Origin of the sequence: Streptomyces sp. NPDC059874 (genome assembly GCF_042731135.1) — a bacterium.
Lineage (GTDB): Bacteria > Actinomycetota > Actinomycetes > Streptomycetales > Streptomycetaceae > Streptomyces.
The window spans coordinates 29,338-53,580 of record NZ_JBHWJY010000058.1; the positions used below are offsets into that span (position 1 = coordinate 29,338).

The window sequence follows — 24,243 nt, forward strand, 5'->3', positions numbered from 1 at the left end:
CGGGCCGGTCCCCGACGAGCACCGCGGGGCCGGGGGCTCACGCACCCGCGGGCTCGGATCCGGCGGCCGCGCCGCAGGCCACGGCGCTGCGGCCGGCCACCCGTGGCCGGCGCCCGGCCGACCCGGCGCCCGGCCGAGTCGCAGACGTCACCGCACCGCTCAGCGGAGCGTGACGGCCGAATGGCGATCGTGTGACACCTGGGGCCATGGACATGACCTGAGGCGCCACGCGTGAATACGGTCGGACCACGAGAACCGAACCGACCTGTCTCCCCTACCACTTGGAGCCATTCGTGCACCGCAAAGTCATCGCCCCGAGCGTGCTCGCCGCTTCCCTGCTGCTGGTGATCCCGGCGTCGGCGGCGAGTTACGGTCCGGGCGCCCCGGGTATCGGCGATCCCTACTACCCGGCCAGCGGCAACGGCGGATACGACGTGTCGCACTACGACCTGCGGCTGAAGTACCAGCCGCAGACCGACCTGCTCGAGGGCACCGCCACCCTGCTCGCCACCGCCAAGCAGGACCTGTCGCGCTTCAACCTCGACTTCGGGCTCCAGGTCAGCGAGGTCAGGGTCAACGGCGTCAAGGCGAAGTTCGCCGCGTCCGGCGCCCAGGAGCTGGAGGTCACCCCGGCCAAGCCGCTCGCCCGCAACACGCCGCTCACCGTCGTGGTCAAGTACGCCGGGAAGCCCTCGGAGCTGAAGGTGGACGGCTGGACGGCCTGGCACCGCACGCCCGACGGCGGCGTGGCGGCGCAGGAGCCCGACTCCGCGGTCTGGTGGTTCCCGAGCAACGACCACCCGCTCGACAAGGCCACCTTCGACGTGTCCGTGAACGTCCCCGACGGCACCCAGGCCATCAGTAACGGCGTGCTCCAGTCGCAGACTTCACGACTCGGCTGGACCCGCTACAACTGGCGCTCCAACAAGCCGCAGGCCACCTACCTCGCCACTCTCGCCGTCGGCAAGTTCGACATCACCACCGACAAGACGGCGAGCGGACTGCCGATCCTCAACGCCTACAGCAAGGACCTCGGCGACAACGCGGGCGCGGCGCGCGCGAGCGTGGAGCGGACCGGCGAGGTCGCGGAATGGCTGGAGGGGGTCTTCGGGCCGTACCCCTTCAACGCGCTGGGCGGCTACGTGCCGAACGTGACCGCCGGCTTCGCGCTGGAGACGCAGACGCGCCCCTTCTACGGGCCGCGCCAGTTCCAGAACGGCGCCAACGTCTCGGTGGTCGTGCACGAGCTGGCCCACCAGTGGTACGGCGACAGCGTGTCCGTCGAGGGCTGGAAGGACATCTGGATCAACGAGGGCTTCGCCCGCTACAGCCAGTGGCTGTGGTCGGAGAAGGAGGGCGAGGGCACCGCGCAGGAGCTCGCCGACTGGGCCTACTCCATCCGCCCGGCCGAGGACCCGTTCTGGCAGGTCAAGCCGGGTGACCCGGGCCCGGAGAACCAGTTCCACGGAGCCGTCTACGACCGTGGCGGCATCGCTTTGCAGGCGCTGCGCAACCACATCGGCGACGAGAAGTTCTTCGAGATCCTCAAGGGCTGGCCGACCGAGCGGGCCTACGGCAACGCGAAGGTGGCGGACTTCGTCTCGTACGCGGAGAAGGTCTCCGGGCAGCCCCTCGCCCAGCTCTTCCAGACCTGGCTGTACACCCCGGGCAAGCCGGACGCCTCGGCCCTGAATCCCACGGCCCCGAGCGCTTCGGCCCGTTCTTCCTTCTCGGCCCCGGTCACCAAGACGGAGCCGAAGTCCTGGAAGAAGATCGCGGAGACGAACACGATCCACGAGCACGCCGAGCACGGCGGACACGCCGGGCGCTGAGTCCCGTCAGCGGGCGGCGGCGCGCCATCGGGCGCGCGCCGCCCGCGCGATGGGCAGGTACCGGAGCCGCTCGGGCAGCAGTGGTACGAGGATCCGCGCGGCCGTGCTGAACCGGCGCAGCCGGCGTTCCTGGGCCGGGGTCCACTCCAGGCCGATCACGGCGCGCGCCTCGGGCGGCATGTACCCGACGGTGACGAACGCGCGGAAGCGCAGGAACGCCACCCGCAGCGCCGGCCAGGTGAGCCGCAGCAGCAGCCGCACGGCGGGCGAGCCGCCCTCGGGCCGGGGCAATGGTACGTCGGTGGCGACCAGTTCGCGGGCGACCTTGGTGGGCTCGATCTCCTCGGCCAGCATCCGGGCCCAGTACGTCCAGTACTCCTCGATGGTCTGCGGCATGTCCCGGTCGCGCAGGCCCAGGATGCGGCCGACCTGGAGCCACTCCCGGTAGAGCTGCCGCTCCTGGGCGGGGGTGATGCGGCGGAACAGGTAGCGCCCGGCGTACAGGGCGACGGGGAAGCCGGTGGCGTGCACCCAGGCGTAGCAGGCCGGGTCGAGGGAGTGGTACCGCCTCCCCCGGGTGTCGGTGCCCTGGATCTCCTTGTGCGCGCGGCGCACCCGGCGGCCTTCCTCGGCCGCCTCCTCCCCGCCGTACACCCACAGCTGGACGGACCGCAGGGAGCGCTCGCCACGGCCCCACGGGTCGGTGCGGAAGACCGAGTACTGGTCGACTCCGGCCCCGACGGCCGGGTGGGCGACCTGCAGGGTGAAGGCGGCGGGCAGCGTCAGCAGGGACCGGATGTCCCCCGCGTTGGTCCACAGCACCCCGCCGGGCGGGGGCGGCTCGGGGTCGGTGCGGGTTCCTGCGGGGCGGTTCTGCGGTGCGCGTGCTGCCGTTCTGCTCATGTGACAAGTATGCGAGAGACAGATGTCCCCGGGCCGGACAGAAAGTCGCTGCACGGGTGTTACCCAGAGGTAACCGCGGCTGCTTGGATTGCGGAGCCGATCTTCCCCCGCAGGAATCATTGGAGACGCCCATGTCGCACACCTCCCACCGGCGCAACCGCGCCGCCGCCGCGGCCGTCGCTGCGATCGCCGCCGGCGCCCTGGCCGCCACCACCGCGCCCGCCGCCACGGCCGCGGAGTCGAACGCCACGCCGCGGCTCAGCGTCCTGTCGTACAACGTGTTCCTGATGAGCAAGAACCTGTACCCGAACTGGGGCCAGGACCACCGGGCCGCGGAGATCCCGAAGGCCTCCTTCTACCAGGGGCACGACGTGGTCGTGATCCAGGAGGCCTTCGACAACTCCGCCTCGGACGCGCTGAAGGCCAACTCGGCCGCCAAGTACCCGTACCAGACCCCGGTCGTCGGCCGGAGCAAGACCGGCTGGGACGCCACGGGCGGCGCGTACTCCTCGACCACCCCGGAGGACGGCGGCGTCACGATCCTCAGCAAGTGGCCGATCATCCGCAAGGAGCAGGTCGTCTACAAGGACGCCTGCGGCGCCGACTGGTGGTCCAACAAGGGCTTCGCCTACGTGGTGCTGGACGTGAACGGCACCAAGGTCCACGTGGTCGGCACCCACGCCCAGTCCACCGACCCGGGCTGTGGCGCGGGCGAGGCGGCGGAGATGCGCGCCCGCCAGTTCCGCTCGATAGACGCGTTCCTGGACGGGAAGAACATCCCGGCGAACGAGCAGGTCATCGTCGCGGGCGACATGAACGTCGACTCGCGCACGCCGGAGCTCGCCTCCATGCTCGCCAACGCCGACCTGGCGGGCTCCGACACCCGCACGGGTCACCCGTACTCCTTCGACACCGCGCTGAACTCGATCGCGAAGTACCGCTACCCGACCGACCCGCGCGAGGACCTGGACTACGTGCTGTACCGCAAGGGCAACGCCCGTCCGGCAGGCTGGGAGAACAACGTGGTCCTGGAGCAGTCGGCGCCCTGGACGGTCTCCAGCTGGGGCACCTCCTACACCTACACCAACCTCTCCGACCACTACCCGCTGATCGGACGCTAGTCCGGAAAGGGGGGTGCGACCCGGCCCGGCCGGATCGCACCCCCACCGGCCCGCCGCGACCTTCCCGCCCCCGCTACGGCTCCCCGGGAGCGCCGGCGTGCGTGGCACACCAGTCGGCGAACGGGCGCAGGGCCCGCCAGGACGTGCGGACGCGGTCGAGGGCCTCGGGGGTGCTGACCCAGGCGTCAGGGGGCCAGCCGCGGTGGGCGTAGATGCTGCGGTAGCGGAGCAGGTCGAGGCGGGGATGGTCCTGCGCGACGCCGCGCGGCCGGGTCTTCAGCCGGTCGCCCGCCAGCTCGAACCCGTCGCCCTGGAGGGTTTCGAGGATGGCGGCCAGTTCCGTGCCGGGGCGGTCGGCGTCCACGGCGGCTCGGTAGCGGGCGAGCTGCTCGCCGGAGGGCCCGTGGAGCCCGGCGGCGACCAGGAGACCGTCGGCGTCGACCGCGACGTAGTAGCCCTGTGAAGTGTGCGCGCCCTGCTGGGTCTTGTAGGGCGATTTGTCGGTGGAGAACCGGACGTCGCGGTACGGGCGGAAGATCTTCGCCGGGCCGAACTCGGCTTCGAGCTCGGCGCACAGCTCTTGGATCGGCTCGCGGACGGCCGACTCGTACGTCTCCCTGTGCGCGGTCCAGTAGCCCTTGGAGTTGTCCGCGGCCAGGGCCTCGTAGAAGGCGAACGCCTCCTGGGGGAAACCGGAGAAAGCCATGACGCCAGTAGACACCGGCGGGCCACGCCACGCAGCCCGCGGGAACGGGGTGCGCCCCGGTCGGCCGCGTCGCACCCAATATGGACATTTCATCACCCTTGTCCGGTGGGCGGCGCAACGCCCACCGGACTGGGCCATTCGGGTTACGGAGCCTCGTACGGCTCCTCGTACAGACCGTCGATCAGGGCCCCGTACTTCTCACGGACCACCCGGCGGCGGAGCTTCAGCGAGGGGGTGAGCTCCCCCGTCTCGGGGCCCCACTCCTCGGTGAGCAGCCGGTACCGCTTGATCTGCTCGGTGCGGTTCAGCCGTTCGTTGGCCGCCTCGACCGCGCGGGCGATCTCCTCGCGGACGGCCGGGTGCCCGGCGAGTTCGGCCGGCGACGGCGCCTCGATGCCGCGGGCGGCGGCCCACACGGGGGCCAGTTCCGGGTCCAGGACCAGCAGGGCGACCAGGTAGGAACGGCCGTCGCCGTGCACCAGGGCCTGGCCGATCAGCGGGTGCTCCTTGACGGTGTTCTCCACCAGGGCCGGCGAGACGTTCTTGCCGTTCGAGGTGATGATCAGTTCCTTCTTGCGGTCGGTGATCCAGAGGAACCCGTCCTCGTCCAGCCGGCCGACGTCCCCGGTCGGGAACCAGCCCTCGGTGTCGGCGGCGCTCTCCACCGATCCGTCGGGCAGCAGATAGCCCGCGAAGACGGTCTCGCCGCGGGTGAGGATCTCCCCGTCCTCGGCGAGGCTCAGCTCCAGCCCCTCGATCGCCCGGCCCACCGAGCCGAGCCGGAAGCCGTCCGGGCTGTTGACCGTGCACACGCCGGAGGTCTCGGTGAGCCCCCAGGCGTCCATGATGGTGATGCCCCAGCCGGCCCAGAAGCGCACCACGTCGATGGGCATCGGCGCGGTGGCGCTGGCCGTCCAGACGAGGCGGTCCATGCCCGCGAGGCGCAGCAGCGGGTCCAGGACCTGTTCCTTGGCGGTGGCGTACGAGGCTTCGAGCGCGGCCGGGACCTCTTCGCCGCGCTCCCGGTGGCCGGCCCGGGCGCGGGCCAGGTCGTTGGCGGCCTCGATGGCATGGCGCTGCTCCTCGGGGAGCTGCGCGAGGACGGCCCGTACGGAGGCGGCGAGCTTCTCCCAGACCCGCGGCACGCCGAAGAACTGCACCGGGTGCAGCTCGCGGACGGCGGCCGACACTGCGGTCGGGTCGGCGCACAGCCGGACGTGGGAGGCCCGCAGCAGGGGCAGGTAGATGCCGAGGACCCGCTCGGCGATGTGCGCGAAGGGCAGGTAGCAGATGTGCTCGGCGTGCTCCGGCAGTTCGACGTGCCGGTCGAGGCGGACCGCCTGGAGCAGGAGGTTGCGGTGGGTGAGGCGGACGCCCTTGGGGTCGCCCGTGGTGCCGGAGGTGTAGACGACGGTCAGCGCGTCCTCGGGGTCCGTCTCCTGCCAGGCCTTCTCGAAGGTCTCGGTGACGGCCCGCCGGGCGCCGCTCGCGTGCAGGGAGCCGTAGGTGTGGTGCGGGCCCGCGTCCGCGGCCTCGGCGACGACCAGGCGCTCCAGCGGCACGCTGTCGTCGGCCAGCAGCGGTTCCCACCGGGCCAGCTCCCGGGCGCCTTCGACGACGGCGACCCTGGCCCGGCTGTGGCGGGCGATGTGGGCGATCTGCTCGGGCGCGGAGGTCCCGTACACGGTGACGGGGACGGCGCCGAGGTGGACGAGGGCGAGGTCGCTGAGCCAGTGCTCGGGCCGGTTGCCCATCATCATCAGGACGTGTTCGCCGCGCTCGACCCCGAGGGCGGCGTATCCGGAGGCGAGGACGGCGACCTTGCGGCGCACCTCGCTCCAGGTGAGGGTCTCCCAGTCGTCGCCCGAGCGCCACGAGAGGGCGGGCAGCTCCCCGTACTCGGCGGCGTTGCGGGCCAGCAGGGCGGGGAAGGTGATCTCTTCGGGTCGTCCGGGCAGTCGCAGGTTCGTGGTCATGGGCAGCTCCTGGCCGTTTCACATCGTTGGTGCGACAGCAATACTGTTGAACCCAAGCTGTGGAGCAGAGAGCGAGGCGCAGACGATGGCCGACCAGGCACCCGAGCCGATGCTCACCGTCGACGAGCTGGCGGCCAGGGCGGGCGTCACCGTGCGCACCGTACGGTTCTACAGCACGCGCGGGCTTTTGCCCCCTCCCGTGATCGGTCCTCGTCGGGTGGGCCACTACGGGCCGGAGCACCTGTCCCGGCTGGCCCTGATCGAAGAGCTCCAGCACCAGGGGATGACGCTGTCGGCCTGCCAGCGCTATCTGGAGGCGCTGCCGGACGATCTGAGCGCGCACGATCTGGCGATCCACCGGGCGATGGTGTCGAGTTGGGCCCCGGACGCGGCGCAGGAGGTCTCGCGGGCGGAGCTGGAGAGGCGGGCCGGGCGGGGCCTGTCGGACACCGACGTGCGGCGGCTGACGGCGATGAACGTGCTGGCCGCCTCGGGCGACGGGTTCCGGGTGGACGTGGGGCTGCTGCGGCTGGGGGTCGCGCTGCTCGACGTACCGATCGCGCACGAGACGATCCTGGCGGCGCGCAAGGTGCTGATGGAGCACACCCGGTCGGCGGCGCACGAGCTGACGGCGCTGTTCCGGGACGAGGTGTGGGGGCCGTTCACGGAGGGCGAGAGCGATCCGGAGCGGGTGGAGTCGATGAAGGCGCTGTCCGCGCACATGCAGCCGATGGTGGTGCAGGCCCTGGTGACGGCCTTCCAGCGGTCGTTGAAGGAGGAACTGCGGGCGGCGTTCGTCTCCGGGGAGCAGTCCGGCGCGTAGCGACCGGGGCCGGGAGCAGGGGCGTGGCGGCCCCGGTCCTCCGGTGCACGGCGCATACGGAAGGGATGCCCGTCAGTGGCCGTGGCGTGCGCCGTGTTCCAGCCAATGGGGCAGGTCCGCGCCGGCACCCCGGCCGAGGAGGAGTGGGGCTGCTTGTTCGCCGGGGCCGGTCGCGGTGAGGGGAATGCCCAGGCTCTGGCACATCCTGTGGGTGCGGGCCAACGCGCTGAAGGTCATGGGGGAAGGGGCGTCGGTCGGCAGTTCGATCGCGACCTGGGAGGGGCGGTGCGTGTGGACGAGGTTCTCGATCTGCAGGGCCGCGGCGGACCGATTCGTGACGTCCAGCTCGTGCAGGATCTTCACGTGCAGGGTGTCTGCGGCGATGTGGTGACTGATGACCATGCTGCGCCTCCCGCACACCGGGATCCGGACGGCACCGGCAGTGTGCGGTGCCCACGTACCAGTGTCGCGCAGGTGCGCCCGCGCGGACGAGTTCCGGGCCGGGTCAGGCCTTGAGGGCGCGCCCCGCCACGGTCAGGGCGAGGCGGCGGGGGACCAGGGCGGACGCCGTCGTGGAGAGCCGGTTGCCGAGGCCGACGACGATGCTGGGCGGGGTCTTGCCGCGTTCCAGTGCGCGGCGCGTCGCGGTGACGACCTGCTGGGGGGTGGCCATCCGGCCCACGGCGGCGTCCCGGCTGCCGACCACGTCGAAGAACTCGGTGCGGACCGGCCCCGGCGAGACGGCGAGCACCCGCAGCGAGGAAGCGCGCGTCTCGTAGGCGATGGCCTCGGTGAAGTTCAGGGCGAAGGCCTTGGTGGCGCCGTAGACCGCCATCGCGGGCGTCGGCTGGAAGGCGGCCGCGCTGGCGACGGTGACGAGGGCGCCTCGGCCGTCGGCCGTCAGGCCGGGCAGGAACTCCCTGGTCAGTTCCGTGACCGCGAGCACGTTGAGCCGGATCATCTCGCTGATCCGGGCGGGGTCCTCGTCGGCGAAGGGGCCGTGGCTGCCGAAGCCCGCGTTGTTGACCAGCGTGTGGACCGGTACGCCGAGTGCGTCGAGCTCCGCGCGCAGCGCCGCCGCGGCGCCGGGCCGGGCCAGGTCCGCGGCGATCGGGCGGGCCTTGACCCCGTACCGGCGCTCCAGGTCCGCGGCGAGCTCCTCCAGCCGGTCGACGCGCCGGGCGACGAGGACGACGTCCGCCCCGCGCTCCGCCCACTGCCGGGCGAACTCGACGCCGAGGCCGGCGCTCGCCCCGGTGATCAGGGCTGTGGTGCCGCGGTATGTCATAGACATGGGTCGGTGCTCCATTCCGGGACTCCGGCTGATGGTCGACACTGAATGTAGACAGAGCAAACATTGTTGTCAATGACAACATCGAGGGAGGAGACCGCCTTGGCCGACGCCGACGCGCCCTATCACCACGGCAATCTCAGAGAGGCCCTGCTGGCGCGCGCGGAGACCGTGCTCGCGACGTCGGGGGCGGACAGCCTCTCCCTGCGCGCCCTCGCGCGGGACCTGGGCGTCAGCCACGCCGCCCCGGGCCGCCACTTCCGCGACCGGCAGGCCCTGCTGGACGCGCTCGCCGTGGGCGGCTTCACCCGGCTCAACGAGCGCATCCGGGCCGCCGCGGGCGAGCCCGGACCCGTCGCCACGCGGCTCGCCCGCATGGGCCGCGCGTACGTCGACTTCGCCGTCGCGCACGCCCCGCTGCTGAGCCTGATGTTCACGGCCAAGCACGCCGACCACTCCAGCGCCGAACTCCGCGAGCTCGGCCACCAGAGCCTGGGGATCGCCGCCGAACTGATCGCCGTCGCCCAGCAGGAGGGTGTCGTACGAGCCGGAGACCCGGCCCGGCTCGCCCAGGTCGCCTTCTCCATGCTGCACGGCCTCGCGGCCCTGGCCGTCGGGTCCCTGCTCGACGACACCCCGTTGGACGAGGCGACCGAGCTCGCCCTCGACGTCCTGCTCACCGGCCTCGGCGCGGTCGATCCCGCGCCGAGCGGGGCCGACCCATCCTGGGTACGCTGAAACGGAATGTCCGTGCCGGGCCGGCCCTCCCCCCGGTGCCTGTCGTCACCCGTCCGCCCCGCGGGGTCGCCGTTCGGGCGTCGAAGGCAACGTGACGACAGGCCCTGGCAGTTCACGATTGCCCCCGTGAGGGAGCTCGATTCCCATGGACCTCAACACCATCACGGAAGTCGTCCGGCGGCCGGCCGACCGGCCGGGCGCCGACTGGCGCGAAGGGGACGCCTGGCTCTCGGGCGGCACCTGGCTGTTCTCCGCCGAACAGCCCGGCCTGCGCCGCCTGATCGACCTGACGTCGCTGCCCTGGGACCCCCTCGTCCCGAGTGACGCCGGCCTCGAAATCGGCGCCACGTGCACCATCCGCGACCTGTACGCCTTCGCGCCGCCGGCCGACTGGACCGCGGGCCCCCTCATCCGGACGGCCTGCGAGGCGTTCCTGTCCTCGTTCAAGGTCTGGAACGCGGCGACCGTCGGCGGAAACATCTGCATGTCGTTGCCGGCCGGCCCGATGATCACGCTGACGGTCGCGCTGGAGGCACGGTACGAACTGTGGGCCCCCGACGGGTCCGTACGCACCGTCGACGCCCTCGACTTCGTGACCGGGAACAACCGCAACATCCTCGCGCCCGGGGAGGTGCTCCGCCGGATCGACATTCCGGCGCACGCCCTGAGCAAACGTGCCGCGCACCGCCGCTTCACACTGACCCACCTCGGGCGCTCGACCGTGTTCCTCATCGGCACGCACACGCCCGGAACGGGCAATCTGCTGCTCACCGTCACCGCGGGCACCACGCGGCCGGTGCGGTTCGCCTTCGACACCATGCCCGATGCCCTCACGCTGCGGCAGAGCATCGACGCCATCCCCGCCGACGTGTGGTTCGCCGACCCCAACGGGTCTCCCGACCACCGTCGCCACCTGACACGGCACTTCGCCGAAGAGATCCGCGGTGAACTCATCGCTGGGGGCCCGGCATGACCTACCTCGTGAACGGACGGAGCTTCGACGCGGAACCGGAACCCGGCCAGTGCCTGCGCACCTTCCTGCGCGCGCTCGGCCACTTCGGCGTCAAGAAGGGGTGCGACGCGGGCGACTGCGGTGCGTGCACCGTATGGCTGGACGGCACTCCGGTGCACAGCTGCATCACCCCGGCCTTCCGCGCGGAAGGCCATGAGGTGACCACGATCGAGGGTCTCGGATCGCCCGGCGACCTGCATCCCGTACAACAGCGGTTCCGGGACGCTCCCGGGTTCCAGTGCGGTTTCTGCACCGCAGGGATGATCATGACCTCGGCGACCTTCACCGAGGCGCAGAAGGCGGACCTGCCCCGCGCGTTGAAGGGCAACCTCTGCCGCTGCACCGGCTATCGGGGAATCGAGGACGCCGTCAAGGGCGTCGCCAACGTGCGGACGGCCGCTCCGGGCAAGGCCGTCGGAACGAGCGTCGGCGCGCCCGCGGCCGAGGACGTCGTGACCGGTCGGGCCGAGTTCACGATGGACACCCACATGGAAGGCATGCTGCACCTCAAAGTGCTGCACTCGCCCCACGCCCACGCCCGGATCGTCTCGATCGACAAGACCGCCGCGCTCGCGGTCCCCGGCGTGCACCGCGTCTACACCTGGCAGGACGTACCGCGCAGGCGGTTCACCACGGCCATCCACACCGACCACCTCGTCGATCCGGACGACACCTACATCCTCGACGACACCGTCCGCTTCGCCGGCCAGCGCGTCGCCGTCGTCCTCGCCGAAACGGTAGGGGCGGCGGAGGAGGGCTGCCGCAGGCTGGTCGTCGAGTACGAGGTGCTGCCCGCGGTCTTCGACCCCGAGGAGGCCATGGCAGACGGGGCGCCCCAACTGCACGACTCGGAGGATCCGTTCGTCCGGGACTCCGTCCACAACCTCCTGGTGGAGATCCACTCGCACATCGGCGACGTCGATGCGGGGTTCGCGGCGGCCGACGTGATCCACGAGGGCACCTACTCCTCGCCGCGCGTGCAGCACGCGCACCTGGAGACCCACGGCTCGATCGCCTGGATGGAGGACGGCCGGCTCAACGTGCGCACCAGTTCGCAGTCGCCGTCGATCGCGAAGGTCAAACTGGCCTACCTGTTCGCGCTGCGCCCCGACCAGCTCCGCGTGTTCTGCAAGCGCGTCGGCGGCGGTTTCGGCGGCAAGCAGGAGGTCATCTCCGAGGACCTGGTCGCCCTCGCCGCCCTGGACACCGGGCGGCCCGTCTGTTTCGAGTTCACGCGCGAGGAGGAGTTCACCACGGCCTCGCCCCGGCACCCGATGAAACTGACGGTCAAGCTCGGCGCGAAGAACGACGGCACGCTCACGGCGTTCCAGGTCCGCAACGTGTCCAATACGGGCGCCTACGGCAATCACGGCGGGGAGACCCTGTACGCGGGCGGCTCCGCCGTCATGCTCTACCGCTGCCCCAACAAGAAGTACGACGCCTACTCCGTCTACACGAACACCGTTCCGAGCGGCGCCCTGCGCGGGTACGGAATGACCCAGCCGGCCTTCGCCGTGGAGTGCGCGATGGACGAACTGGCCCTCGCCCTGCACATGGATCCGCTCGAACTGCGCCGCCGCAACATCGTGCGCCCGGGCGATTCGCTCATCGCGTTGCACGACGGCCCCGACGACGTGATGTTCAACGAGGACGGACTCGCCAAGTGCATCGACCTCGTGGCCGGCGAGCTGGCCCGGACGGCCGACCAGCCCTCCCCCGGCCCCGGGTGGCTGGTGGGGACCGGCGTGGCGAGCTCCATGCACGAGACCGCGCCCCCGACCGAGCACATCTCCGAGGCCTGGGTCACGCTCGGCGACGACCTGGTCTACGAACTCGCCATCGGCACCGTCGAGTTCGGCGAGGGCACGTCGACCGCGCACGTCCAGATCGCGGCCAACCAGCTGGGTACGACGCCGTCGCGGATCCGCCTGGTGCAGTCGGACACCGACCGTACGGGATTCGACACCGGCGCCTTCGCCAGCGCGGGACTGTTCGTTGCGGGCAACGCCGTCCTGCGGGCGGCCAACGCCGTGCGCGACCGCATCCTGGAGTTCGCCGCCGCGGAAACGGGCGTCCACGTCGTGATGTGCTCGATGGACGACGAGTACGTCATGTGCGGGGACGACCGCGTGCCCCTGGCCGAGCTCGTCGCCCTGGCCCGGGCCCGCGGCATCCGGTTCACCGCGGCCCGCAAGGCCTACGGCTCGCCCCGCAGCGTCACCTCCAACACCCAGGGGTTCCGCATCGCCGTCCACCGGGTGACGGGTGAGATCCGTATCCTCTACAGCGTCCACGCGGCCGACGCCGGCGTGCTCATCAACCCCGAGCAGGTCCGCGGTCAGGTGGACGGGGGTGTCGCCCAGGGCATCGGATTCGCCCTGACCGAGAACTTCATGGTCGACGCGGACGGGGTCATGGTCAACCCGAACCTGCGCAACTACCGGATCCCCACCTATGCCGACGTCCCGCGCACCGACCTGCTCCTGGTGGGCTCCGCCGACTCCGTCGGGGCCATGCACTCGAAGGGGATGGCCGAGTGCTGCGTCAACCCGGTGGCGCCCGCGCTGGCGAACGCGCTCCGCGATGCCACGGGCGTCCGCTACCGCGAGCTGCCCCTCACTCCGGAGCGGATCTACAGCCGGCTGGCCGAGAGCCAGTCGGCCCGTCCTGGCCCGAGACGATGACCACCGGGCACCGGGCGGACGCCGCGGCCACCGTCATCATCGGCCACAGGGTCCGGCCCGGCATGGAGCTGGAGTACGAGAAGTGGCAGGAGGAGGTCACGGCCGCCGCCGCCCGGTACCCCGGACACCTGGGCGCCGAGGTCTCCCCGCCGACGGACCTGCAACCGGACTGGGTGGTCGTCTACCGGTTCGACTCGGTGGCCCATCTGCAGGCGTGGATCAACGGCGCGACCCGGCAACGGCTCCTCGACATCGGACAGAAGTTCTTCGACGGTCCCGGGACCCAGCAGGTGATCAGCGGCGGCACCCAGCCCACGGACCCGCTCGTGACCGTGGTGGTGACCCACCGGGTCCACCCGGACCAGGTCGACGACTTCCTCCGGTGGCAGCGCGACATGAGCGAGGAGGAGGGCAAGTTCCCGGGCTTCCGCGGCACGGAGATCTTCCGCCCGATCGAAGGCCTCCAGGACGAATGGACCACCCTGTACCGGTACGACAACGCCGAACACCTCGACGCCTGGCTGACGTCGGAGAAACGCCGGCAGATGCTCGCCGAAGGCGAGCGGTTCAACGACTTCAAACTGCGGACGATCGACAACTCGTTCGGCAGCTGGTTCGCCTTCGAGGAGAACGGCAGGGAAGCGCCGCCACCGTCGGAGACCAAGACCGCCATAGCGGTCTGGGTGGGCCTCTACCCGACCGTCGTGCTGCTCGCGCTCGCGCTGTCTCCGCTGAAGTGGCCGATCTGGCTCGGGCTGCTCGTGGGCAACCTGTTGTCGAGCTTCGTCATGAGCTTCTTCACGATGCCGTACTACGTGAACCGGCTGCTCAGGCGGTGGTTGTGGCCCGCACCGGACGCACCGCCGGTTCGCACCAACCTCGTCGGCCTCGGCATCGTCGCGGCGGCGCTCGGGTTCTGGGCCGTCGTCTTCTACCTCGTGACGCGGCAGTTCTGGACCCTGCCCTGAACCGCTGCCACGGCGGGTGAAGACGGGCCGGGAAGGAACCCGGCCCGCCTTCCGCGTCACCGAGCTAGTCGGTGTACGTCTCGCCGCGCTCGGCCTTGGCCACCAGGGATGCGGGCGGGGTGAAGCGCTCGCCGTACTGGTCGGCGAGTTCGCGGGCGCGGGCCACGAAGCCCGGCAGGCCGCCCTCGTAGCCGTTGATGTACTGGATCACGCCGCCGGTCCACGCCGGGAAGCCGATGCCCATGACGGAGCCGATGTTGGCGTCGGCGATCGAGGTGAGGACGCCCTCGTCGAGGCAGCGGACGGTGTCCAGTGCCTCCGAGAAGAGCATCCGCTCCTTCATGTCGACGAACGGGATCTCGGCGTCCGGCTTGGCGAAGTGCTCGCGCAGGCCCGGCCAGATGCGGGCGCGCTTGCCGCTCTCGTCGTACTCGTAGAAGCCGGCGCCGCCGCTGCGGCCGGGGCGGCCGAACTCGTCGACCATGCGGTCGATGACGGTGTCGGCGGGGTGCACGGCCCACGCCCGGCCCTCGGCCTCGAAGGCCTTGCGCGTCTCGTTGCGGATCTTGCGCGGGAGGGTGAGGGTGAGTTCGTCCATCAGGGAGAGCACCTTGGCCGGATACCCGGCCTGGGCGGCGGCCTGCTCGATCGAGGCGGGCTCGATGCCCTCGCCGACCATCGCCACGCCCTCGTTGATGAACTGGCCGATGACGCGCGAGGTGAAGAAGCCGCGCGAGTCGTTGACCACGATCGGGGTCTTGTTGATCTGGCGGACCAGGTCGAAGGCGCGGGCGATGGCCTCGTCGCCGGTCTGCTCCCCCTTGATGATCTCGACGAGCGGCATCTTGTCGACCGGCGAGAAGAAGTGCAGCCCGATGAAGTCGACGGGCCGCGAAACCCCTTCCGCGAGGCCCGTGATGGGCAGCGTGGAGGTGTTGGAGCAGAGCAGCGCGTCCGGTTCGACGACGTCCTGGATCTCCTGGAACACCTTGTGCTTGAGGGCGGTGTCCTCGAAGACGGCCTCGATGACGGCGTCGCAGCCCGCCAGGTCGGCGGCGTCGGCGGTCGGCGTGATCCGGGCGAGCAGCTCGGTGCGCTGGGCCTCGGTGGTACGGCCGCGGGAGACGGCCTTGTCGAGCAGCTTCTCGGAGTACGCCTTGCCCTTGGCGGCGGCCTCGGCGGTGACGTCCTTGAGGACCACCTCGATGCCCGCGCGGGCACAGGAGTAGGCGATGCCCGCGCCCATCATGCCGGCGCCGAGCACGGCCACCTTGGTGACCTTGCGCGGGGCGATGCCCTGCGGGCGGCTGCGGCCGGCGTTGACGGCCTGGAGGTCGAAGAAGAACGCCTGGATCATGTTCTTGGCGGTCTGCCCCGTGACCAGCTCGGTGAAGTAGCGGGCCTCGATGGTCAGCGCCGTCTCGAAGTCCACCTGGGCGCCTTCGACGGCGCAGGCCAAGATGTTGCGCGGAGCCGGGTACGGGGCCCCGTTCAGCTGCTTCTTCAGGTTGGCCGGGAAGGCCGGGAGGTTGGCGGCGAACCGCGGGTTCGACGGCGTACCGCCCGGGATCTTGTAGCCGGGTACGTCCCACGGCTGCTTCGACTCGGGGTTGGCGTCGATGAAGGCGCGGGCCTTGGCCAGCATCTCCTCGGGGGTGGCGGCCAGTTCGTGCACCAGGCCGTTCTCCAGGGCGCGCTTCGGGTTGTACTGGGTGCCCTGGAGCAGCACCTTGAGCAGCGCGTCGGCGATGCCCATCAGGCGGACGGTGCGGGTGACGCCGCCGCCGGCCGGGAGCAGGCCGAGGGTGACCTCGGGCAGGCCGATCTTCGAGCCGGGCGCGTCGAGGGCCACGCGGTGGTGGGAGGCCAGGCAGATCTCGTAACCGCCGCCGAGGGCCGTGCCGTTGATCGCGGCGACGACGGGCTTGCCGAGGGTCTCGATGCGGCGCAGCGAGTTCTTGATCTCGGTGCCGGTGTCGAAGGCCAGCTGCGCGTGCTCGGGGCGCAGCCGGATCATGTCCTTGAGGTCGCCGCCCGCGAAGAAGGTCTTCTTGGCGGAGGTGTAGATGATGCCGCGGATGGAGTCCTTCTCGGCCTCGGCGCGGTCGGCGATCGCCGCGATGGAGTCCTTGAAGGCCTGGTTCATCGTGTTCGCGGACTGGTCGGGGTCGTCGAGGATCAGGGTGACGACGCCGGTCTCGTCCTGTTCCCAGCGGATCGTGGTGGACTCGCTCATGTTCGCTACTTCCGTGTGAGAGGTGGGATCAGGGATCAGGACGGTTCAGATACGTTCGACGATGGTGGCGACGCCCATGCCGCCGCCGACGCAGAGGGTGACGAGCCCGTAGCGCTTGTCCTGGCGCTCCAGTTCGTCGACGATCGTGCCGAGGATCATCGCTCCGGTGGCGCCGAGCGGGTGGCCGAGCGCGATCGCGCCGCCGTTGACGTTGACCTTGTCGAGGGAGACGCCCATGTCCTTGACGAAGCGCAGGACGACGCCCGCGAAGGCCTCGTTGATCTCGATCAGGTCGATGTCGTCGATGGTCAGGCCGGCCTTGGCGAGGGCCTTGCGGGTGGCCGGGGCGGGCCCGGTGAGCATGATGGTGGGCTCGGAGCCGGAGACCGCGGCCGAGACGATCCGGGCGCGCGGGGTGAGACCGTTCCGCTCGCCCGCCTCACGGGAGCCGATGGCGACGAGCGAGGCGCCGTCGACGATGCCGGAGGAGTTGCCCGCGTGGTGGACGTGGTCGATCTTCTCGACCCAGTGGTACTTCTGCAGGGCGACCGCGTCGAAACCGCCGAGCTCGCCGATGTCGGCGAAGGAGGGCTTGAGCTTGGCGAGGGTGTCGGCGGTCGTGCCCGGGCGGACGAACTCGTCGTGGTCGAGGACGACCAGGCCGTTGCGGTCGGTGACCGGGACGACGGACTTGGCGAAGCGGCCGTCCTTGATGGCCGCGGCCGCCCGCTCCTGGGAAAGCGCGGCATACTCGTCCACCTCGCGCCGGGAGAATCCCTCGATGGTGGCGATCAGGTCGGCGCCGATGCCCTGCGGGACGAAGTTGACGTCCCAGTTGGTCATCGGGTCGTTGAACCAGGCGCCGCCGTCGGAGGCCATCGGGACGCGGGACATCGACTCGACGCCGCCGGCCAGGACCAGGTCCTCCCAGCCGGAACGGACCTTGGCGGCGGCCAGGTTGACGGCCTCCAGGCCGGAGGCGCAGAAGCGGTTCTCCTGCACGCCCGCCACGGTGTCCGGGAGTCCGGCGGCGATGGCCGCGATGCGGGCGATGTCGGAGCCCTGGTCGCCGACCGGGCCGACGACGCCGAGCACGATGTCGTCGATGCCGGCGGGGTCCAGGCCGGGGTTGCGCTCGCGCAGGGCCTGGATGAGGCCGACCACCAGGTCGATCGGCTTGGTGCCGTGCAGGGCGCCGTTGGCCTTGCCGCGGCCGCGCGGGGTGCGGATCGCGTCGTATACGTAAGCTTCGGTGCTCACTGGTCAAGCCTTTCGGAGGATTCCAAGGGGGAGGTCAGAGGGGAGGCCAGAGGGAAGGCCAGAGGGGAGGTCAGCCGAGGAGGGAGCGGCCGATGATCTCTTTCATGATCTCGGTCGTACCGCCGTAGATGGTTTGGATGCGGCCGTCGGTGAAGGCCCGCGCGACCCGGTATTCGGTCATGTATCCGTACCCGCCGTGCAGTTGCAGGCAGCGGTCGGCGACCCGCTTCTGGAGCTCGGTGGCCCACCACTTGGCCATCGAGGCGTGCACGTGGTCCAGTTCGCCGTTCGCGTGGTCGAGGATGCAGCGGTCGAGGAAGGTACGGGTGACCGCGCACTCGGTGGCCATCTCGGCGATCTCGAAGCGGATGTGCTGGAGCTTGGACAGCGGCCGCCCGAAGGCCTCGCGCTCCTTCACGTACCGGGTGGTGATCTCGAGCAGGTACTCGGCGGCGGCGATGCCGGCCATCGCGATGCCCATCCGCTCCTGCGCGAGGTTGGTCATCAGGTGGACGAAGGCGCCGTTCAGCTCGCCGAGCAGGTTCTCCTTGGGGACGCGTACGTCGTTGAAGAACAGCTCCGCGGTGTCCTGGGCCTTCTGGCCGATCTTGTCGAGGTTGCGGCCGCGCTCGAAGCCCTCCGTCCCGCGCTCGACGACCAGCAGGGAGAGGCCGTGCGCACCGCCTTCGGGGGTGGTCTTGGCGACGACGATGACCAGGTCGGCGAGGATGCCGTTCGAGATGAAGGTCTTGGAGCCGTTGAGCACCCAGTGGTCGCCGCGGTCCTCCGCGCTGGTGCGGATCCCCTGGAGGTCGGAGCCCGCGCCCGGCTCGGTCATCGCGATGGCGGTGATGGTCTCGCCCGAGCAGAATCCGGGCAGCCAGCGGCGCTTCTGCTCCTCGGTGGCGAGCGAGGTCAGGTAGGGCCCGATGATGTCGTTGTGCAGGCCGATGGCCAGGCCGGGGGCGCCCGCGCGGGTGAACTCCTCGGCGATGACGGCGGCGTAGCGGAAGTCGGTGTTGCCGCCGCCCCCGTACTCCTCCGGGACGGCCAGGCCGAGCAGCCCCTGCCGGCCGGCGGCACGCCAGGCCTCGCGGCTGACGATGCCGTCCTTCTCCCACTGCTCGTAGTGCGGAAGCACCTCCTTGGCGAGGAAGGTGCGGACGGTTTCCCGGAACGCCTCGTGGTCGGCGTCGAAGAGCTGGCGTTTCATCGATGCGGCTCCTTAAAGCCAGTTCTTGACGGTCTCGATCAGACGGGCGCGGTCGCCCGGCTCGGGGCCCACCGGCGTCACGTTGAGCATGGTGACGCCCGCCTCGCGGAAGGCCTCGATCCGCTCGCGTACGTAGCCCTCGGGCCCGCACAGCGTCATCAGCTCGCAGAACTCGTCCGGGACGGCGGCCGCGGCGTCGCGCTTGCGGCCGGAGAGGTACAGCTCCTGGATCTTCCGGGCCTCCTCCTCGTAGCCGTAGGCCACGGCGAGGTCGTTGTAGAAGTTCTTTCCGACCGCGCCCATGCCCCCGACGTACAGGGCGATCTGCGGGCGCGCGAGGTCCCGTACCGCGGCCGCGTCCTCGCCGATGGCGAGCAGGCCGCCCGCGACGGTCTGCAGCGGGCCGAGCTCCGCGGGCCGCTTGGCGGCGCCCTCGGCGAGCGGGGCGCCCCACACCGCCCGCGCCTTCTCGGGGATGAAGAGCGTGGGCAGCCAGCCGTCGGCGATCTCCGCGGTCATCGCGACGTTGGCCGGTCCGAGCGAGGCGATGTAGACGGGGATGGCGCTGCGCACCGGTCGGGTGAGGATCTTCAGCGGTTTGCCGTGCCGGCCGCCCTTCTCGGGCGGCAGCGGCATGTCGGTGATGCCGTGGTGATCGATCGTCTCGCGCCGCCAGATGCGGCGGCACAGGTCCACCGTCTCGCGGGTCCGACCGAGCGGTTTGTCGTACGGCTTCCCGTGCCAGCCCTCCACCACCTGCGGGCCGGAGGCGCCGAGGCCGAGCAGCGCCCGGCCGCCCGAGACCGCGTCGAGGCCGGCGGCGGTCTGGGCGATCAGGCCCGGCGTGCGGGAGTAGACGTTGAGGATCGCCGAGCCGATCTTCAACCGCTCCGTGCGGGCGGCGAGGTAGCCCATGATCGTCGGGGAGTCGAAGCCCCAGGCCTCGGCGACCCACACGGCGTCGAGTCCCGCCGACTCCAGCTCGGCCGCCTGGTCGGCGGCCCGGCGGGCGTCGCCGGCGTAGTCGAGCATCATGGACAGTTCCATCAGGCGTCCTTCTTCGGCTGTGCCGGTGCGTCGGTCGTGGGCTCGGCCGGTGCGTCGGTCTGCCGATGTGCCGGTGCGTCGGTCTGCCGATGTGCCGGTGCGTCGTGCGGTTCGGCCAGGGCGTTCTTCAGCAGGGCCGGTACGTCCCAGTCCGCAGCCACCGATTCGGTGTGCGAGCCCGGCTGGGCCGGGCCGGCGGTGACGGCGGCCGGGGTCGCCGAGAACCTGGGGGCGGGGGCGGGCTGCACGATCCCGCCGAAGTCGGTGAAGGTGCCGCGGGCGGCGAGGTGCGGGTGCTCCGGGGCCTCGCGCAGGGAGAGTACGGGTGCCACGCAGGCGTCGGTGCCCTCGAAGACGGCCGTCCACTCCGCGCGCGTACGGGTCTTGAAGCGCGCGGCGACGGCCTCCCGCAGCTCGCCCCAGCGGGCGAGGTCCTTGCGGGCGGGGGCCCGGTCCTTGATGCCGAGCAGTTCCACGAAGGTGTCGTAGAACTGCTGCTCCAGCGCGCCGACCGCCATGTACCGGCCGTCGGAGGTCTCGTAGGTGCCGTAGAAGGGGCAGCCGCCGTCGAGCAGGTTCGCCCCGCGGCGGTCCTGCCAGCCGCCGGCCGCCATCATTCCGTGGATCATGGCGGTGAGGTGGGCGGTGCCGTCGACGATGGCCGCGTCGACGACCTGGCCGGCTCCGCCGGGGGTACGGGCGTGTTGAAGCGCGGCGAGGACGCCGATGACGAGGTAGAGCGAACCGCCCGCGTAGTCGCCGACCAGGTTGGCGGGGACGGCCGGGGGCTCGTCCGGGTTGCCGATCATGCCCAGGGCCCCGGTGACGGCGATGTACGCGACGTCGTGCCCGGCGGTGTGCGCGAGGGGGCCCTCCTGGCCCCAGCCGGTCATCCGGCCGTAGACCAGCCGAGGGTTGCGGGCGTGGCAGTCGGCCGGCCCGACGCCGAGCCGCTCGGCGACCCCGGGGCGGAAGCCCTCGATGAGGACGTCGGCCCGCTCGACCAGGTCCAGGACAGTGGCCGGGCCGTCTGCCGACTTGAGGTCGACCAGGACGGAGCGCTTGTTGCGGTTGGTGACGTCGTATGCCGGATTGACCGCGAGCCCGCCACCGCCGGGCCGGTCCACGCGTACGACGTCCGCGCCCAGGTCGGCCAGGAGCATGGCGGCGAACGGGCCGGGGCCGATGCCCGCCAGTTCGACGACGCGCACGCCGGCGAGCGGGCCGTGCCCGACCTTGGTGCTGGCCCTGGTCCCGGTCTCGGACTGGGTCCCGGCCTCGGTCCCGGCCCCGGTCCCGGTCTGGGCCTCGGCCCCGGACTCGGCCCCGGACTCGGTCCCGGACTCGGTCCCGGACTCGGTCCCGGCCTGGTTCCCGTTCCCTGTCACTGCCATCGAGCCCCCAGCTTTGTTAGCCGCACGGTGTGACACAACTGATGTAACACCAGCGATGCTAGGAACGTGACCCCGTCAGCACAAGAGCAAGCGCTTAGTCGTTTGACTCGATCCGGGCGTCGAGCTCCTTGACGTGCCGCTTGAGCGCGCGGGCCCGGTAGCTCTCCTCCACCCACTCGCACAGCACCTCGACCGACGGCGCCCCCTTCTCCCCCAGCGGGACGGACACCCAGCCGGACCGCCCCAGGCCGTACCCGGTCGGCTCCGCCCCCGGCGCGGCCATGGCGTGGCCGTGCAGCGCCTCGTCCTGGAGCTTCACCGACAGCCCTGGCTGCTGCGGCCCGTCGACGGTCCCGAGGAAGAGGAAAATCTTCTTGTTGACCTTGATCACGCAGTCCTCGGGCCCCCACGGGTGGTCCTCCACCGCCTCCGGCAGCCCGAGGGCGAACTCCCGCACCGCCTCCCACTTGCGCACCGCAGCCTTCACCGACACCTCCAGTTCCCGCAGGTCCTACCTGCTCGCGCGGACAGTCGCTCCTCACGCTAGCCTCAGCCACCGACACCAGCCGGGAGGAGCGGTCATGAACGCACAGGTTCCGCAGGGCGGGCCCGAACGGGCCTACGACATCGTGCTCTTCGGCGCGACGGGGTTCGTCGGGGCCCTGACCGCCGAGTACCTCGCCGTACACGCCCCGGCCGGCTGCCGGTGGGCGCTGGCCGGCCGCGACCTCGGGAAACTGGAACGGCTGCGCGAGCGGCTCGCGGTGATCGACCCCTCGTGCGCGGAGCTGCCCCTGCTCCGCGCGGACGCCGGGGACGCCGGGGCGATGCGCCAACTGGCCGCGTCCACCCGGGTGCTGGCCACCACGGTCGGCCCGTACGTCTGGCACGGGGCGGAGCTCGTCGCCGCCTGCGCCGAGGAGGGTACGGACTACGTGGACCTCACCGGGGAGCCGGAGTTCGTGGACCGGATGTACGTCGAGCACGACGCCCGGGCCCGGGAGACCGGCGCCCGGCTCGTGCACGCGTGCGGCTTCGACTCGATCCCGGCAGACCTCGGCGCGTACTTCACGGTGTCCCGGCTGCCCGAGGGGGTTCCCCTCCGGGTCGACGGGTTCATGCGGTCCAACGCCCTTTTCTCCGGCGGGACCCTGGCCTCCGCGCTGACCGCCATGGGGCGCGGCCCGCAGACCTTCGCGGCCGCGCACGCCCGCAGACTGCACGAGCCCCGGCTGCTCGGCCGCCGCGCCCGGGGGCCCGTGGGGGCACCGCGGTTCAGCCGGGAGACCGGCACCTGGGCGCTGCCGCTCCCCACGCTGGACCCGACGATCGTGGCGCGGTCGGCGGCCGCGCTGGAGCGGTACGGCCCGGACTTCCGCTACCGGCACTACGCCTCCGTCAAGCACCTGCCCGTCGCGGTGGGCGGTACGGCGGCCGTGGGCGCGACGCTGGCGCTGGCTCAGGTCCCGTCCGCCCGGCGGTGGCTGATGAGCCGTTGGGAGTCGGGGCAGGGGCCGGACGCGGAGCGCCGCGCGCGCAGCTGGTTCAGCGTGCGGTTCGTGGGCGAGGGCGGCGGCCGGCGCGTGTTCACCGAGGTGGCGGGCGGCGACCCGGGCTACGGGGAGACGGCGAAGATGCTCGCGGAGTCCGCGCTCTGCCTGGCCTACGACACCCTGCCCGACCGGGTCGGTCAGCTCACCACGGCCGTGGCGATGGGCGACGCGTTGCTGGACCGGCTCCGGAAGGCGGGGATCACCTTCCGGGTCGCGGACGAGCGCTGAGTCGTCCGTGGCGTCCGTCGCGTCCGTGGCGTCCGTGGCGTTCGTGGCGTTCGTGGCGTCCGTGTTGCTCGTGCCACTGTGTCACCCGGCCGCCTCGCGCAGGGCGCGGCGGCAGAGGGAGTCGGCGTGCCGGGTGGTCTCGGGGATCCGGAAGCGGGGGCTGAGGGCGAGCGCGTGGGCGCAGGCGTTGTCCAGCGAGACCCGGTGCCCGACGGAGACGTAGACCGGCTTGACGCCGTCCTGCGTGCGCAGCGCCCGGCCGACCACGGTGCCGTCGGGCGCGAGCAGCGGGGCGGCGTCTCCGCGCCGGGTGCCCGGTTCCTCGTACGTGAAGGTGAACGGGTTCTTCGCGATGCCGATGGTGGGGAGGCCGGTGACCACGCCGAGGTGGCAAGCGAGGCCGAAGCCGCGTGGGTGGGCGAGACCGTAGCCGTCGCAGACGACCAGGCCGGGCGCGGCGGTCAGGGCGTCGAGGGCGGCGAGTACGGTCGGCAGCTCGCGGAAGGCCAGTAGTCCGGGCACGTAGGGGAAACTGACGTGCCCGACGGCGGTGGCCTCCTCGACCACTTCCAGGGTGGCGGCGTCGAGCACCACGGCTGCGGCGGCGACCAGGTCGCGTTCGTCGTCGTAGGCGACGTCGACGCCCGTGACGAGCCCGCGTCCGGGCGGGGGACCGGGCTCGTCGAGCACGACTTGATGGCGTAGTTCGTCTTGTATCGCCCGGGCCTCGGCCTCGTCGGCGGGGGTCTTCACACTCGTCATGATGCAGCGAGAGTAGCCTGGCGATCATGTTCGTAATGGAGCTCAGTTACACCGCGCCCATCGAAGCCGTCGAGGACCTGATGGACGCCCACATCTCCTGGCTGGACGGCTACTACGCCTCCGGCATCTTCCTCGCGTCGGGCCGCAAGGTCCCGCGCGACGGAGGCGTGATCCTGGCGGGCGGGGTCTCCCGGGCGGAGATCGAGAAGATCGCGGCCGAGGATCCCTTCACGGTGGCGGGCGTCTGCGCCTACCGCATCACGGAGTTCATCGCGACGAAGACGTCGGCGGACCTGTCGACGGTGCGGGAGAGCCCGCTGGCGTGAGGCGGCCGCGGGGGTGACGGCTGGGCGGTATCAGGGAGGGCTTGGGGGTTTCCCGTCAGTCCCATGGTCCTTCCGTGTCGGGCCGGCCTGTCAAGGGCGCTCCCTTCGGTCGCGTCGCTGCGCGACGGCCTGCGGCCGCCCTTGACAGACCGTCCCGCCACGGAAAGACC

21 protein-coding genes are annotated in these 24,243 nt (G+C 71.4%); 9 read left to right on the forward strand and 12 right to left on the reverse strand.

The window, feature by feature from the left end; genetic code table 11:
• Nucleotides 1-293: 293 nt before the first annotated feature.
• The gene (locus ACFV9H_RS28125; RefSeq protein ID WP_385403414.1) at nt 294-1,832 is read left to right on the forward strand and encodes a M1 family metallopeptidase; all 1,539 of its coding nucleotides are present in this window, start codon (nt 294-296) and stop codon (nt 1,830-1,832) included.
• 6 nt (nt 1,833-1,838) lie between these two features.
• On the opposite strand, the gene ACFV9H_RS28130 is transcribed toward ACFV9H_RS28125, so the two are convergent.
• A complete protein-coding gene (locus ACFV9H_RS28130; RefSeq protein WP_385403417.1) occupies nt 1,839-2,735 on the reverse strand; it encodes an oxygenase MpaB family protein in 897 nt (298 codons plus the stop codon).
• A gap of 131 nt (nt 2,736-2,866) precedes the next feature.
• Here ACFV9H_RS28130 and sph point away from each other — a divergent pair, with 131 nt between their 5' ends.
• Nucleotides 2,867-3,856 carry a sphingomyelin phosphodiesterase gene (sph, locus tag ACFV9H_RS28135; protein WP_385403420.1) on the forward strand — a complete coding sequence of 330 codons (990 nt, stop codon included), beginning with the start codon at nt 2,867-2,869 and terminating at the stop codon, nt 3,854-3,856.
• 73 nt (nt 3,857-3,929) lie between these two features.
• Here sph and ACFV9H_RS28140 read toward each other — a convergent pair whose 3' ends face one another.
• Nucleotides 3,930-4,562, reverse strand: coding sequence for a DUF2461 domain-containing protein (locus tag ACFV9H_RS28140; RefSeq protein WP_385403422.1), 633 nt, complete (start codon nt 4,560-4,562; stop codon nt 3,930-3,932).
• 143 nt (nt 4,563-4,705) lie between these two features.
• Nucleotides 4,706-6,538, reverse strand: a complete 1,833-nt coding sequence (locus ACFV9H_RS28145; RefSeq protein ID WP_385403425.1) for an AMP-dependent synthetase/ligase — start codon at nt 6,536-6,538, stop codon at nt 4,706-4,708.
• An 85-nt stretch (nt 6,539-6,623) separates the two neighbouring features.
• Here ACFV9H_RS28145 and ACFV9H_RS28150 point away from each other — a divergent pair, with 85 nt between their 5' ends.
• Nucleotides 6,624-7,361 (forward strand): MerR family transcriptional regulator, encoded by a 738-nt coding sequence (locus tag ACFV9H_RS28150; RefSeq protein WP_385403428.1) that lies wholly within the window; start codon nt 6,624-6,626, stop codon nt 7,359-7,361.
• Nucleotides 7,362-7,433: 72 nt separating this feature from the next.
• On the opposite strand, the gene ACFV9H_RS28155 is transcribed toward ACFV9H_RS28150, so the two are convergent.
• Complete coding sequence (locus ACFV9H_RS28155) at nt 7,434-7,763, reverse strand: hypothetical protein (protein WP_385403431.1); 330 nt, start codon at nt 7,761-7,763, stop codon at nt 7,434-7,436.
• 103 nt (nt 7,764-7,866) lie between these two features.
• A complete protein-coding gene (locus ACFV9H_RS28160; protein WP_385403433.1) occupies nt 7,867-8,655 on the reverse strand; it encodes an SDR family NAD(P)-dependent oxidoreductase in 789 nt (262 codons plus the stop codon).
• A 72-nt stretch (nt 8,656-8,727) separates the two neighbouring features.
• Here ACFV9H_RS28160 and ACFV9H_RS28165 point away from each other — a divergent pair, with 72 nt between their 5' ends.
• From ACFV9H_RS28165 to ACFV9H_RS28180, 4 genes are all read left to right on the forward strand, one after another.
• On the forward strand, nt 8,728-9,390 hold the full coding sequence (locus tag ACFV9H_RS28165; RefSeq protein ID WP_385403435.1) for a TetR/AcrR family transcriptional regulator: 663 nt from the start codon (nt 8,728-8,730) through the stop codon (nt 9,388-9,390).
• A 145-nt stretch (nt 9,391-9,535) separates the two neighbouring features.
• Complete coding sequence (locus tag ACFV9H_RS28170) at nt 9,536-10,363, forward strand: FAD binding domain-containing protein (protein WP_385403437.1); 828 nt, start codon at nt 9,536-9,538, stop codon at nt 10,361-10,363.
• The gene (locus ACFV9H_RS28175) at nt 10,360-13,086 is read left to right on the forward strand and encodes a molybdopterin-dependent oxidoreductase (protein ID WP_385403440.1); all 2,727 of its coding nucleotides are present in this window, start codon (nt 10,360-10,362) and stop codon (nt 13,084-13,086) included. Before ACFV9H_RS28170 ends, ACFV9H_RS28175 begins: the two co-directional genes overlap by 4 nt.
• Nucleotides 13,083-14,054 (forward strand): antibiotic biosynthesis monooxygenase, encoded by a 972-nt coding sequence (locus ACFV9H_RS28180; protein ID WP_385403443.1) that lies wholly within the window; start codon nt 13,083-13,085, stop codon nt 14,052-14,054. Before ACFV9H_RS28175 ends, ACFV9H_RS28180 begins: the two co-directional genes overlap by 4 nt.
• A gap of 64 nt (nt 14,055-14,118) precedes the next feature.
• On the opposite strand, the gene ACFV9H_RS28185 is transcribed toward ACFV9H_RS28180, so the two are convergent.
• The 6 genes from ACFV9H_RS28185 to ACFV9H_RS28210 all read right to left on the reverse strand — a co-directional run bounded on the left by ACFV9H_RS28185 (nt 14,119) and on the right by ACFV9H_RS28210 (nt 21,703).
• Nucleotides 14,119-16,290: a 3-hydroxyacyl-CoA dehydrogenase NAD-binding domain-containing protein gene (locus tag ACFV9H_RS28185; RefSeq protein WP_385403445.1), complete on the reverse strand. Its 2,172-nt coding sequence runs from the start codon at nt 16,288-16,290 to the stop codon at nt 14,119-14,121.
• Nucleotides 16,291-16,335: 45 nt separating this feature from the next.
• On the reverse strand, nt 16,336-17,550 hold the full coding sequence (locus ACFV9H_RS28190; protein ID WP_385403447.1) for an acetyl-CoA C-acetyltransferase: 1,215 nt from the start codon (nt 17,548-17,550) through the stop codon (nt 16,336-16,338).
• A gap of 70 nt (nt 17,551-17,620) precedes the next feature.
• Nucleotides 17,621-18,763 (reverse strand): acyl-CoA dehydrogenase family protein, encoded by a 1,143-nt coding sequence (locus ACFV9H_RS28195; RefSeq protein WP_385403450.1) that lies wholly within the window; start codon nt 18,761-18,763, stop codon nt 17,621-17,623.
• Between the two features lie 12 nt (nt 18,764-18,775).
• A complete protein-coding gene (locus tag ACFV9H_RS28200) occupies nt 18,776-19,810 on the reverse strand; it encodes an LLM class F420-dependent oxidoreductase (RefSeq protein WP_385403453.1) in 1,035 nt (344 codons plus the stop codon).
• On the reverse strand, nt 19,810-21,204 hold the full coding sequence (locus ACFV9H_RS28205) for a CaiB/BaiF CoA transferase family protein (RefSeq protein WP_385403456.1): 1,395 nt from the start codon (nt 21,202-21,204) through the stop codon (nt 19,810-19,812). The genes ACFV9H_RS28200 and ACFV9H_RS28205 overlap by 1 nt, the downstream gene beginning before the upstream one ends.
• 94 nt (nt 21,205-21,298) lie before the next feature.
• Nucleotides 21,299-21,703: an MmcQ/YjbR family DNA-binding protein gene (locus ACFV9H_RS28210; protein ID WP_385403480.1), complete on the reverse strand. Its 405-nt coding sequence runs from the start codon at nt 21,701-21,703 to the stop codon at nt 21,299-21,301.
• An 82-nt stretch (nt 21,704-21,785) separates the two neighbouring features.
• Here ACFV9H_RS28210 and ACFV9H_RS28215 point away from each other — a divergent pair, with 82 nt between their 5' ends.
• Nucleotides 21,786-22,985 carry a saccharopine dehydrogenase family protein gene (locus tag ACFV9H_RS28215; RefSeq protein ID WP_385403459.1) on the forward strand — a complete coding sequence of 400 codons (1,200 nt, stop codon included), beginning with the start codon at nt 21,786-21,788 and terminating at the stop codon, nt 22,983-22,985.
• An 81-nt stretch (nt 22,986-23,066) separates the two neighbouring features.
• On the opposite strand, the gene ACFV9H_RS28220 is transcribed toward ACFV9H_RS28215, so the two are convergent.
• Complete coding sequence (locus tag ACFV9H_RS28220) at nt 23,067-23,747, reverse strand: endonuclease V (RefSeq protein WP_385403461.1); 681 nt, start codon at nt 23,745-23,747, stop codon at nt 23,067-23,069.
• Between the two features lie 26 nt (nt 23,748-23,773).
• On the opposite strand from ACFV9H_RS28220, the gene ACFV9H_RS28225 reads away from it, so the two are divergent.
• Nucleotides 23,774-24,073 (forward strand): YciI family protein, encoded by a 300-nt coding sequence (locus tag ACFV9H_RS28225; RefSeq protein WP_385403464.1) that lies wholly within the window; start codon nt 23,774-23,776, stop codon nt 24,071-24,073.
• The last annotated feature ends 170 nt before the right edge of the window (nt 24,074-24,243 follow it).